Here is a 13,839-nt window from a genome sequence, read left to right on the forward strand (position 1 = left end):
TTTCTAGATATTAACCTAATTCTATGAATAAATAGCCTAATAATTCTATTCTTTTATTGAAAGTTTCATTGCTTCTTGGCGGAATATTACCAGTCAGTGTTAACGATATTGTTTCTTCAAACCAATTTAAAAAATATTCTTTAGAAATTCTTAAACTTTTAGGTTTGTCATCATTAGGAACTTTGGTAAAGTATTTACCTAAAATAACATTTTCTTCCTCAGAAGTGTAAGAAGCTACATTAAAAGTTTTTCCTGTTCCAGGATTCCCTTCAAGTAAAATCCAATTTCCACTTTCTTTAATACTCTCATCCAATCGATTAATAACATCATAATTTGAGATGATGTTTTTGATGTCATCTTCAAGTTGTTTGGGAATTTCATTTATAGATTCCTCAAATTGGATAGGTATGTTTTGTTTTTGCAATAAATCAATAATTTTGGATATAGAAATAACACCGATTTTATCATCTAGCTGTTTTAATATGACACCTATAACTTTATTTCCGGAAACAACTGAAGAGCCGGAAAGTCCATCATAACTGTAATCAGTATTTATATCATGACAATTAATAGTAAAATCATATTTTTGATTTTCAACTAATTGATTTATTGTACCATATATTCGCAATCCTTCTTGCTCACCTTGATAGGGAAAACCGTAAGACTCCCAATTTTCATTTATTCTTATGGGTATTTTATTTAATGGTAAATAATATTGGTTTTCATATTCACAACTTAAAAGGCAGATATCATTGTCTTCATCAATCGATAATACTCTACATTTTTGTATAGAATAATCATTAAGGATTATTTGTATGCTGTCTTCATCAATTACCATATCCAAAAGCGTATGATATGCTGTTATAATAATGCTTTTGGTTACAAAAAAGCCAGTTCCCTGTTCTTTTTTATAAATAATTTTTACTGTTGAACTTTGAATTTGCTGAGGATTTATTATTCTATTCATTTGCTAAAATTAATTTCTATTGGTTTATCTTCAACACTTTCAATTATTGTAAAATTATATTCTTTCATTAAATCATCTTTTTTAAAAGAGGCAATTGCTTGTGTCGGGTAGTTAAAATATAAATTCCTTTTAAATACTGTTTTTCTAGATATTATTCTAGCAATAGTTTCTTCATCGGGATGGTTATGACTTAAACCATTTGTAGAAAAGATAAAATTTTCTGAGTCGATGTAATTAAGCAGTTCTGGACTTGTATTGTTTTTACAGCCATGATGAGCTACTTTTATTAAGTCAAATTTAATTGGAAATTCTTCTTTTTTAAAATGTTTATTTAAATTCTCAATAATGATTGATGGATGAGAATCCGCTAGAAAAAGAATTTTCAAATTTTCACATTCAATGATGAATGATATTGAACTACCATTTGTAACTGCATCGTCTTCAATAAATGGATCATTCAATAATTTTTCGATATCGAAAGAACCGGATACATTTTTTTTACGAAGTTTTCTTTTCTCTTTTTCTAAAGATAAAATGTATTCAAAAGCGTCTTCATTGAAATCGGATAGATTTTCATCGGAAGAAAACCCTTTTATATATAATTCTTTTTTCCAGTATTTCTTTAATTCTCTTAGTTTTTCATTATTTGGAGAGAGGATTTTAAAAGTCAAATCTTTATTAATAATTTCGGATTTAGAATCAACAGAAATAGCCTTATTGTCAAATTCGGAGTTCCATTTATGATTATATTTTTTTAAAAAGGAAGCTAATGTTGAACCCTGAACTGCAGATATATTTTTATCTTTTGAATCATTACCTTCCTTTAGAAGATAATTTATAGATAATTCGGAAATGTCCTTGCCCTTAAAAACAAGACCATCGTCAATATCTACAATATGTTGAAATGAATTATGCCAAACATTTTCAACTACAATAAGTTCATCGAATTTATTTTCTTCGATTAACTTTATGATTCCAGAGATATGATCATTATCAATATGTGTTACAATTAAGTGAGATATTTTTTTGTCTTTTATTCCTAATTCTTTAAGTTTGGGTTTAATGTGTTTTTTATATGTGTCAACATAACCTCCATCAATAAGTATAGTTGAAATTTCGGTTTCCAAAAGTATAGAGTCGCCATTAAAAGCTGGGAATATGGATATTTTCATAGATTTTATTTAACATCGATTATTTAATATCTACTGATTTATTTTTTATCAAGCATGTACTGCTCAATTTCTAAACTTAATTTTAAAGCAAGCCACCATGTATAAAAACCAGGAGCTAAACCTAACCTAGAAATTCCACATAGTCCGTGAGATACATCATTTCTTAAATTTTCACCGAATGGTTCATTTAGAAGTCCTTCAAGATCAAATATTAGGTCTTCATGTAAGATGTTTTTTAAATTGTTTAGGTTAGTAGTTAGACCATTTTCTGTTTGGACCTCATCTACAAGTTTTGTTGTTATAATGCCTCTATTATTCAGTATGAATCTAATGCCATTTTCTATTTGGGGAAGTAGCAAGTGGACCGCCACTACAAAGTTGCCACAAAAGCCATTATAAAGGCCATGAGTGTAGATTCCCAATCTGTCTTTAGGTATAAATTTACTATGTGAAATCAATTCATAGACTTCCAATTCTGAAATAGCAAAATTGTCACAAAACTTGTCATAAAGAGGTTTTAAAATCATTTTACAAATGATTTCTCTTCTCATGGAAGCATCCCTGTATATACGCTTTTCACTATCCTCACTAATACCGATTGTGTTTCCTTGTGAGTCTGTAATAGTTGAGCTAAGAAACTGCAAATGCATAAATGTATTTTTGCTTTTTTCAAACTCTTCAACAGATTCCGACTTTGAAGCAAGATCAAATCCAATCAACCAGTAAACAGCCTGATAGATATTGTCAAAGTCAGGAAACTCTATTGTTTCCACATTTATGGAAATAGGAAGGTTTATAGCCATTCCATTGAGTTGAGCGGCGGCTTTTTTCTGTATATCAAGTAATTTATTGGCCAGCAGTTTTGTTTCTGCATTTTTTACATTTAAGAGCTTGAAAATCCTGAGTCCTTTTTTGTAAAGCTCGGCGATTATGTGTTGGGAAGCATTTTCCTGGAGATCAAACTCATTTGCTTCCATAATATATCCACGTGCTATTTCTGTACGATGAAAAATCGAATCTTCTTCTTTCAGTATTGCAAGCACTTGGTGACACTCGCGATAATGTTTAAATTCCGATTTTGCGAGAAAAGACCCAATACTGTTTTCTATCTTAATAATAAAGGGCTCATAGAGGATTGGTTCCAGGTTTAGTGCATTCATTTCCTTGACGAGTTCTGTAATAGAATAGCATTCCGTTAAAATTTCCGCGCTAAGTACATCATTTTTAATTGTGTCAAAATAAATAGGTATAAGCGCTTTATTGCCTTTGCCTAATCCTTTAAGGATATTAATAATTCTTATATAATAATCTCTTTTAGAACTCAAATTGTCGCGAACCTCACAAATCTTCAAATATGTGTCAATTGCGAATTTGGCATTAGCGAATTTGTTTATTTTATTACATTGAAGTATGTCAAACAATAATCCTCTTATGTAAGGATTTGAAATATCATTTCCCCAAGTAGCGATAACATTTAATGTTTGCTGACCAGGTCGGTGTTCAGATATACTGTTGGAATTACTGTTCGAATCAAGTAGACTAAGTCCAGAAATCACGTCAATGTAAGAGATAATTAGTCGATCTATTTCGTCTAAACTTTCTGAGTGAAGCAAAAATTTTGATTTATTCCTGATAGTTCCCAAATCATAATCTGCTAGAAAGTGTTTATTAATGATTTCAGACATAAGTCATTTTTATTTTGTAGTGATATGCTGTCAGAATATTTATATTTGTGACTCATCAGCACTTTTTATTTTTTTAAACTTTCTATATAAAATGACGTTAAGCAATAGAGATGACATCAACAGAAGCAGCGTCAACCAAAGTAAACTACAATTTATATAAATTGAATTTGCAGCGGTTACGATTCTTGAATATGTGTTAGCAGATTCTTTAGAGGACTTTTCAATAAAAAACAGCAAAAGCAATCCCGAATATAATAACAATACAATTATTGCCCTTTTAAAATATTCCTGAGCCATAACCATGTTATTCACTTTAGAATTTGCCGTGTCAGTGTTCTGGTTGGTTTTGTTTATTAATTGAACAATCAACTTTTTACTGAACTCAATTTTTTCGTCTCCCAAAAGATAATTATTATGATGCATTGTATGGAAGCTTCTTCTCTCCAATACTTTAATAGAAAACCATATTGTTCTTATCATATATACAATAAGAACAAATAATAGAACTACAATTGATAATAGAGATATGCTGAAATCGTTCTTATTGATTAATGCGGTGGTCACGGCAAGTACTACTGAAGTAACAACACTCAGTGTACCGATAAACAAAGATGATTTTGTTTCTACCGAAGAACCCCTGCTCAATTCTTCATCAAATGTCCTTTGGGTAAGATCAAGCACCTTATCAATATTCTCGTTGTTCACATTGATGTCTTCTAAGGTATATATCCTCAACGTTTTGGGTTCTGCCTTGTCCAATAAAGGCCAGAAAAATTCTCGAATTCGTTTCATATTTCGTTAGTAAGTAGAGTACAGATTTCCTGAGAAATCTTGTAATCCAGTTGTCTTTCAATCCATGCCCACTGTCCATTTGGATTGATCTCCAAAAAGATAAAATCATTGTTTTTATCTTTGACAAAATCAATTGCCCCGAAATTAAGGCCTAGGTTCTGGGTTAGCTTTACACATAAGTCTTCTAGGGGTTTTGGCAGAGTGATTTTTTCATACTTCAATTTCAGATTTTCACCATTCCTCCAATCTACCTTTGTTTCAGCAAACTCCTGTGAAAGAATTGAAGCAGGAAAAACTTTGTTTCCCACTACTGTTACCCTTACATCAGCAACTTTATCAACAAAATCCTGAAAATATGTTGGGCATGCGCTAATTCTTTCTATATCATCGGAACTACTAAAAACCGATGTAAATATTACTTTACTTCCAATTTCATCATCAATCAAACCCGTTTTGATGGGTTTGATAATTTTCGAAGTTGTTCCAATAAATTCCAAAGCCTCTTCCGGGTTATTCGTGATAAGGCTATCAGGGATTTTAAAACCCAATTTTTGTGCTGTTTGTAATTGAAATATTTTGGACTCGGCTTCCCTAATCGCAAATACTGGACTGATCCAGAAGGCGTTTTTTAGTATTTTATATAGACCTTCAATCCAATAAGTGATTTCATTTAAGATAAATGCCTGTTCCCCTTTAGTTAAGCTTTCGGTACTAAAATCTGGTGACAACGGCCTCCTATAATAAACCGACCGAATTTCTAAAAGATCTATTTTTAAACCCGCGGCCTTATCAAATAATGTAAATTGATCTTCTTTAAAATTAAAGCTTAAAGCATTCTTAGTCAGTAAATCTTCGGTGTTAAGTCTGTAGAAATCTATACTTTGCTCCGCTAATCTCTTAACTACAAAATCGGTGGTTACATCCGCTTTATTGGTAATCAATAAAACTTTAATCATCGCTTTCCTGTCTTACCATAGTTTTTGTCGTCAGTTCAAGGATATTGCTTGGCGTGTCGTCTGCTTCCTGTATTACTCTGGTTTTGGTGGTCATCTCCAGAAGTGACTGGTTGTAGCCATCATTCTCCATATTATTTTCATTGAGGACTTTCGTTGTGGTGGTTAGATTAACGCTGTCATTATGATAATCAATAAATGGGATAACTGTATTGTTTGAGTGTATTACATTCAAAGAAAGTGACTCGTCATATTCAAATAGTGCTTTATATTCTCCGGTACGTTCTACCGAGTAATCCAATATTAAAGGCCTCATAATTAGTTTAGTTTAAAGTTAGTCTATTTTCTATCTGTTTTTATTATAAATATTCAAGTTCTGAATAAAGATCTCTAAATACTTCATCAAAGTCATAGTTCTGGTGAGGCATATTGCTGTACAGCGTGCTTAATTTTTTTTGAAATGTACCCTTTTTATCAGACTCCATTACCAAATCCCACACACCATATTTTTTGAATGCCATTTCTATATAGTCCCAGTATTTGTTATGATGCTCTATTGCATTATTAGCCAGAGACACCCAGTTACTAAATCTATATCCTACAATTTTTTTGCCAGCGGCAGACTGTAGTGTAAATAATAGTTGGTAATATTTAAAGACATCATCAACTAAACCCTTATCTGATAGCCATGAGCACATTTTGTATAAAAGTAGTCTATCCATATCGTCACCTGCCACCTGCTGATAGAGATGTTCATCTTCTTTTGTGATTTTATAACCACGTTTTAAGAGCAACTTTATAATAAAGTCATTACACAAATTATTATTGCTTAATACTTCCTGAAATAAGTTTGGTATTGTTATGCTTTCAAAATTTAAGTTTATCTCAATTTCTTTACAGGATAGTAAAAAATGCAAAAAATAGTCATATTTGTGATTGGAATTTTTAATCCAGTAATTTAGTATTGGCATTCCGGCTCTATGTCTATTTATTAAGTTTAATTTAGAATTAAATATTCTGAGCTCGAAATCACTTAATGCGTAAATGTCGAGTTGCAAGTCACTATAATCCAGACTACAACTTGATTTTCTAGCGGTTATCGAACTTATGATCCTAGCGGCCTTTTCATTGGCAATAGTTTCATTTAACTCCTGCGCATTCTTTTTTTTTAGGAGATTCTTTTCTGTAAGCTTATCCTTTAAATCATTCTCCACCTTTGTTTTATTTAGAGAATAATTATAATAATATACCTGAAATATATCATCATCAAATTTCAACTCGTCAAGAGACACAGATCTATTAAGCCATTTGGTAAATACTCTGTCATCTTCCGTTATGAAAGGAAACTTATAATCGCAAACCATCTTAAAAGTAGCAACGGATTCATCTAACTTGAAAAAATTTTGATACTCTGTCAGGTATTTTATATCCCTTTCAAGTGTTCCCTGACTATGTATGTCGAAATTATCCAAAACCCAAATCAGGAACATTCCGTGTTTTTTGTAAAAGTTATATCGGCTTAAAATATACCTGAGTGACAGATTCGATAACTGAATCTCAAAGACAAGCTCTTTGTCAAAATATTTGCAGTAAACATCAGGTTTCCTTTTTTCATTATCCTTGATGATGAATCTTGCGTCTACTGAAATACTAGCAACATCTACTCCCGGAACAGCCTGTAGTAGGTTACCAATTTTGTTTTTTAAGTCTTTATGCCTGTCACTTTCTTTTGCAATTAATATTTTTGAAAATTGTTCCTGCTCTTTTGGAGACAAGTTACCGTCGGTAAGAATGCAAAAGTCATGAGGAAATTTATGCTTGAAGTAGAGCCGGTCATATCTGCTAACAGAAATATTTAAGTCTTGGCCACACTCGCAACAATTCCATGATACATTTCTATCTTGGAATTCTTTTCTAACAGCAAAGCTATCAGTTTTGCTTTCATCAAAAAGATCAGAGGCATTAACAAGTTCCCCTGTTGATTTATCAAATGCTATTTTAATTAATCTTTCAGATTTAACCATTTATTTATCGTTTTGCATTTGCTTGACTTTTGATTTTTACTATTTATTCAATTTCTATTTCAATTTTATCTACTAATTCCAAAATTCAATTCTATTCTTTACTAAATCAAAATTATCTCTTAGATATATCGGCAGACAATTTAGAATTTCTGAATAGATTAAATAGTTTATGAAAACTTCTCTTTTCTTCGGACTTAAAAATTTTATAAATATTTATAGAACATTTTGAATAGCTTGGATAAACAATGATTCATATTGGTTGAAGATTGATTTTTTTCTGATTGAGCTACTTGTAGCTTATCTATATTATCAATACAGATTCCAAATCATTTATGAATAGCTTTAGATATTCTCGATAGCTTTCTGAAGTTTCTAAAGTAAGGTATCTTCATTAGTTTTCGGTTTAAGTATTTGGCTAATTATGTATATAAAAAAACTCTGCACAACTAATAGTTTAGTATAATAAAAACAAATTAACGACAAACCTAGAAAACCATTCTTACAATACTTTACGGTTTTCCATACTTTATCATTAAAACAGCAAAATAATTCATTTAATGATGAAATGACTACCGTATAAATACCTGTTTAGCACTATTGAATATAAAAAAAGATGCCCAGTGGCACCTTTAAGCTCACCTAAAATTATGAGACTATATGAATTACTTTATAATAGTTAAATAATCTAATTTATTAGATTTCCAAAGTATCATTTCTTTTTCACTCAATGGATTTATAGAAATTATCTGGTAAGATTTCTTTGAAATTTCATTCACACTATTACTTCCTTGAGATTTTATGTTCTTGAACAATTTTATCCTCATTCGAACAATGTCATTCTTTATAATTTCTGAAGGAAATAGATCTGAATAAGATTTTAAATTAAATACGTTAACTATCCTATTGACAAGGCGAATATTATACTTTGATCTTTCTTTGAGATTTTCAACTTTGCTTACAAATCCTTCTGATAAATCCAGTTTTTGAGACAAAGACACTTGTGAAATATAAGGTGTTGCATTAACTCTCATATCTCTTACTTTTTCAATTAAATAAAAATCTAACTGTGAAATTATTATTTCTATTACTTCCTCTTGCATGTTTTATAAAAGATGAAAGAACCGCTTTTTTTAAAAAATATACACATCCACCTGTAGATGTATGTATTTTTTTATTATATTTGGGAATAATTAAATGAATTACTTAATAATTGATATTAAGTAATGATTGTGTAAATTTGCGATACTTCTTATAAAATATATGAAGCATTCGCTTGGAGTCTCGTTTCCGAAAACTGCTAATTTTTAATCACGCGAGATGACTAAGTGTAAATGCTCACGCCTCTATAAAAGGGCGTGGGCTCACTTATTCGTGTGAAAAGGTTCTTAGCAGTACCTCGGAAGCGGATTTGTTGAGTACCCGCGCCTTTTTTGTTTTTCTCAACTTTTCAAGCTACTTCAGTATAATAAAAAGAATTGCATTGGTTTATTTAACCTTTAGCCATTCGACTATGTATATCATATAATTTCCATTGATGATGCCTGGCCCGTATTAGTATTCTCGCTGAGTTAGTCGGGGAAGGGTCAGGTTATTATATTATCATCTTCGCCATTTAGAATTTACCTACAGAAGCGCAGATCCGAAACCACACAACAGCTATTAATTTATTTAATTAACCAAAAAACCAAATTATGCCTATGATGAATTAATTAACAAAAAAAGCCTTCTATCTCGCGTCGAAACTAGCATAGAAGGCTGGGAAAAACAAACTCTCGTTTCATTTAACCTTTTTAAAATTATGAAAAATCTTTCATTAAACAAGGGCAGGCCTTCCTGTCTTTGCATTTTTATTTTCGCAATACTGTTTTCCAATCAGATTTATGCCGCCAAACTAACGGTTAGAACCTATACGAAGCAGTCGCAACATCAAATTACAGGTACAGTTATCGATGCTGCCGGACCGCTTCCAAGCGTAACCGTTATTGTTAAAGGAACTACTACCTCGGCCGTAACAGATGAAAAAGGTACTTTCTCAATCACGGCCACTTCAACTGACATTCTCGTATTTTCTTTTTTAGGCTATACCACACAGGAAATCCCAATTGGAAGCCAAACTTCAATAAAGGTTACATTGTCCGAAGACAGCACGCAGCTTAAGGAAGTCACGATAAATGCGGGGTACTATTCGGTTAAAGATAAAGATCGAACTGGAAGTATTGGACGGATTACGTCAAAAGATATTGACAATCAACCCGTTAATGATGTACTATCAGCTATGCAGGGCAAGTTAAATGGTGTTGATATCGTTTCCACCACAGGCTTGCCTGGAGGTGGCTACCAAGTGCGTATAAGAGGCCAGAGCAGTATATCCGCAGGTAATGAACCCTTGTATGTAGTTGATGGAGTGCCATTCGATTCCGGTAGCTTAGGAAGCAGGGATGTCTCTGGCGGTATACTGCCAGGAGGGAATATCAATCCTTTAAATACAATAGATCCTTCTCTGATCGCTTCTATAGAAGTACTAAAAGACGCGGATGCAACCGCAATTTACGGATCCCGTGGCGCAAATGGCGTGATATTAATCACTACCAAACGAGGTCGTGCAGGCAAAACAAAATTTTCAGTTGAAGCCTTCACCACATTAATTTCGACCACCCGCATACTAAAGCTTTTAAATACAGAACAGTATCTAGAAATGCGGCGCGAGGCTTTTGCAAATGATGGCATAACAGAGATTCCGGCTTGGGAATACGATGTCAATGGAACTTGGGATCAAAACCGATATACCGACTGGCAGAAAGAACTTGTAGGCAATACTGCCTACAACAACACAGTGAGGCTGTCAGCGACAGGAGGAAGCGAATCAACCCGCTTTATTCTTGGAGGAACCTTTATGAAAGAAACAACTGTGTTTCCCGGAGACTTTAACTATAAAAAAACAACAGCGTACGCTAATATTACCCATCATTCGCCAGACGAGAAGTTAAGTATACAATTCTCCGCCAACTATGGGCAGGATCAAAACTTCCTTCCATCTTCAGACCTTTCCCGCATAGCACGCATACTGCCCCCAAATGCCCCTGAATTATATGACGAAAATGGGCAGCTAAACTGGGAAGGCAGCACTTGGACCAATCCGCTCGCTGCGCTCAACAGCAACTATCACAACCAAACCAACAACCTTATGGCAAATGCAGTGATAAGTTATGTTGTCATGCAGGGTCTTGAACTAAAAACAAACTTAGGATACAATTGTTCAGAACTAACCGAAATACAGGTCAGCCCAAATACAATATATGATCCCGCTTTTGGACTTACGCCCGCCTCATCGAATGCTACCCGTAACCAAAACATCAGGAATTCATGGATTGTGGAACCCCAGCTTGATTATAAGCATGATTTTTCATGGGGAAGCTTAAACCTGACCTTGGGCAGTACTTTTCAGGAGAAGGAAAGCGACCAGTTGACGCTGAGCGCCAATGGCTTTGCCAACAACTACCTAATTACAAATTTTAGTGCTGCCACTACAGTGAGGTTTATAAATGAGCAGACAACACAGTACCGTTATCAGGCAGGCTATGCACGGGTCAATTTTAATTTACGTAGTAAATACATTGTAAACTTCACCGGACGCAGGGACGGTTCCAGTCGCTTTGGTCCGGACAATCGCTTTGCAAATTTTGGAGCCATTGGTGGTGCCTGGCTCTTTTCAAAAGAAAAATTCAGTAATGCCCTGACATGGCTACACTTTGGTAAACTCAGGGCAAGCTATGGAATTACAGGCAATGATCAAATTGGGGACTATCAATACCTCAATACCTATTCCATCACAGACGGAGGTTATAATGGAAACCTTGGCCTGACACCTTCACGCCTTTTTAATCCCAGCTTTGCATGGGAAAAAAACAAGAAGATTGAAGTTGCCCTTGAAGCAGAATTTTGGAAAGGAGCAGTTAACCTTGAGGCAGCTTATTACAACAACAGATCAGACAATCAGCTGTTGGGAATCCCTCTGCCGGGATCCACAGGCTTCAACTCTATTAACGCGAATCTTAACGCAACAGTAGAAAATTCAGGTTGGGAAATAAGAATCGGCACAAATAATATCCAAAATGACAGATTCAAATGGAACACTTCCCTTCAATTTACGGTGCCTAAAAACAGGCTTGTCGCCTTCGAGGGACTAGAAAATTCTTCATATGCCAACCAATTGGCCATTGGGCAACCATTGTCTATTTATAAGCTGTATCAGGTTAAAGGTGTAAATACCGAAACAGGGTTGTTTAATTTTACCGATTACAACGGCGATAATACCATTACCGTTGCAGACAGGCAATTTGTTGCAGATCTAACACCTAAATTTTATGGATCGCTAAGCAATACGCTCCAGTATAAAAATTGGAGTCTTGATGCAACCTTTCAGTTTATGAAAAAAAAGGGACTCAATGAATTTTATACTACCGAGCCTCCCGGAACAATGCTTAACCAGCCTCAAACTGCTTTAGACCGATGGCAGAATCCCGGTGATAATGCGTCAATGCAGATTTATACGACTGGATGGAACTTTGATGCCTATACTGCCTATTCCCAATTTACACAAAGCAGCGGTGTAATCTCAGACGCATCATTCATACGGCTGAAGACTCTGGCGCTATCATACAAGCTTCCTCTTAAAGAAAAAGGGATTGCCGGCTGTACCTTATTTGCGCAGGGACAGAACCTTTTAACCTTCACAAAATTTAAAGGCGGTGACCCTGAACAGGCACCCGGATTCCTCGCCCCAGTGAGAAGAATATCTTTTGGGATCAGGATTGAATTATAACAGTTTAAAATTACAATTATGAAAAATACTTTAAAAAATATTGTCAAAGGTTCTACTGTAGCATTGATGATCTTACTTCTTTGTCTTCCTGTAGGCTGCGAGAGTTTTGTAGAGGCAGATGATCCTAAAGGCCAATTGCCGCAAGCCACTATATTTGAAAATGAAGAAACAGCAACTGCAGCGGTCACAACCTTATATGGCAGGCTTCGTGACGATGTATTGCTTACCGGAAACTTATATGGATTAAATGCGCTAATAGGTTTTTATTCCGATGAATTCGATTATTATGCTGCTCCCGGCCAGCCTGTGGCAACTTTTTACAATCACAATGTTATAGCTTCAAACGACATCATCAAGACATTATGGAATGGAACATACAGCGCAATTTATATGAGCAATTCGGCGCTTGAAGGCTTGGAAGCTTCTGAAAATCTTTCCGCAACCACAAAAAACCAATTAAAAGGAGAAGCGCTATTTGTAAGGTCATTATGCCATTTCTACCTCGTGGAGCTCTTCGGAGATGTACCCTATATTCAAACGACAGATTATACTGCCAACCAGCATGTAACGCGGATGAGTGAAGAACAGGTTTATATAAATCTTGTGCAAGATCTTATTGAGGCGAAAACATTACTTGATGAAGACTATGTATCTGGAGAACGTATCCGGGCTAACACATTTGCCGTTTCAGCACTACTGGCAAGGGTTTACCTGAGCATGGGTCATTGGGAGGACGCACAAAATGAGAGTTCAGCAGTAATCAATGCTCCAATGTACCAGCTTGAAGCCAATCTAGCAAATGAATTTTTAAAGGAAAGCACATCGGCAATCTTCCAATTAAAGCCAAAAAATGCTGGACAAAATACACAAGAGGCTGTCACTTTTTTATTCGTGACAGGACCACCCCCACTTATGGCTCTAAATTATGGACTGGAAGAAGCCTTCGAAACTAATGATCTGAGAAGGCAGCAATGGGTTGTAGAAATATCAGATGGCAATCAGTCATGGTATGCTCCTTACAAATACCGCCAATCAGCAAATACTGGCACATCGCAGGAGTATTCAATAGTTTTAAGGCTTGCAGAACAATATTTAATTCGTGCTGAAGCTCGCGTCAATCTTGGCGATCTCAGCGGTGCGCGGGAAGACATAAATCAGATAAGGCACCGTGCAGGACTATCCGATACACAAGCCTTTTCAGTGGCTGAAATACTTCAATCTGTTTTGCGAGAAAGGAGAGTTGAGCTTTTCTCAGAGTATGGACAGCGGTGGTTTGATCTCAAGCGTTTCGGACAGGCTCAGGAAATTTTATCCCCAATTAAGCCTAATTGGAGACCAACAGATGTCCTGCTTCCTGTCCCAGAAACTGAATTATTAATGAATCCTAATCTGGCACCTCAAAATTCAGGATACTAAAGAAAGCA

10 protein-coding genes are annotated in these 13,839 nt (G+C 34.6%); 2 read left to right on the plus strand and 8 right to left on the minus strand.

Annotation, left to right across the window (positions count from 1 at the left end; genetic code table 11):
* Positions 1-10 precede the first annotated feature (10 nt).
* The 8 genes from B0A64_RS04135 to B0A64_RS04170 form a co-directional block, all read right to left on the minus strand.
* Positions 11-967, minus strand: a complete 957-nt coding sequence (locus tag B0A64_RS04135) for a trypsin-like peptidase domain-containing protein (protein ID WP_089478291.1) — start codon at positions 965-967, stop codon at positions 11-13.
* A complete protein-coding gene (locus tag B0A64_RS04140) occupies positions 964-2,139 on the minus strand; it encodes an MBL fold metallo-hydrolase (protein ID WP_089478292.1) in 1,176 nt (391 codons plus the stop codon). The genes B0A64_RS04135 and B0A64_RS04140 overlap by 4 nt, the downstream gene beginning before the upstream one ends.
* A gap of 38 nt (positions 2,140-2,177) precedes the next feature.
* Positions 2,178-3,824, minus strand: coding sequence for a DUF4209 domain-containing protein (locus tag B0A64_RS04145; RefSeq protein WP_089478293.1), 1,647 nt, complete (start codon positions 3,822-3,824; stop codon positions 2,178-2,180).
* A 39-nt stretch (positions 3,825-3,863) separates the two neighbouring features.
* Positions 3,864-4,616, minus strand: coding sequence for a hypothetical protein (locus B0A64_RS04150; RefSeq protein WP_089478294.1), 753 nt, complete (start codon positions 4,614-4,616; stop codon positions 3,864-3,866).
* Positions 4,613-5,572, minus strand: coding sequence for an MvdC/MvdD family ATP grasp protein (locus tag B0A64_RS04155; RefSeq protein ID WP_089478295.1), 960 nt, complete (start codon positions 5,570-5,572; stop codon positions 4,613-4,615). The genes B0A64_RS04150 and B0A64_RS04155 overlap by 4 nt, the downstream gene beginning before the upstream one ends.
* Positions 5,565-5,885 (minus strand): hypothetical protein, encoded by a 321-nt coding sequence (locus B0A64_RS04160; RefSeq protein WP_089478296.1) that lies wholly within the window; start codon positions 5,883-5,885, stop codon positions 5,565-5,567. Before B0A64_RS04160 ends, B0A64_RS04155 begins: the two co-directional genes overlap by 8 nt.
* A 43-nt stretch (positions 5,886-5,928) precedes the next feature.
* Entirely contained in the window at positions 5,929-7,593 is a 1,665-nt protein-coding gene (locus B0A64_RS04165) for a DUF6035 family protein (RefSeq protein WP_089478297.1), read from the minus strand.
* A gap of 662 nt (positions 7,594-8,255) precedes the next feature.
* Entirely contained in the window at positions 8,256-8,693 is a 438-nt protein-coding gene (locus tag B0A64_RS04170; protein WP_089478298.1) for a hypothetical protein, read from the minus strand.
* A 698-nt stretch (positions 8,694-9,391) separates the two neighbouring features.
* Between B0A64_RS04170 and B0A64_RS04175 the strand changes: the two genes are divergently transcribed.
* On the plus strand, positions 9,392-12,415 hold the full coding sequence (locus B0A64_RS04175; protein ID WP_089478299.1) for a SusC/RagA family TonB-linked outer membrane protein: 3,024 nt from the start codon (positions 9,392-9,394) through the stop codon (positions 12,413-12,415).
* A gap of 18 nt (positions 12,416-12,433) precedes the next feature.
* A complete protein-coding gene (locus B0A64_RS04180) occupies positions 12,434-13,831 on the plus strand; it encodes a RagB/SusD family nutrient uptake outer membrane protein (protein ID WP_165769759.1) in 1,398 nt (465 codons plus the stop codon).
* The last annotated feature ends 8 nt before the right edge of the window (positions 13,832-13,839 follow it).

The organism is Flavobacterium araucananum (assembly GCF_002222055.1).
GTDB lineage: Bacteria > Bacteroidota > Bacteroidia > Flavobacteriales > Flavobacteriaceae > Flavobacterium > Flavobacterium araucananum.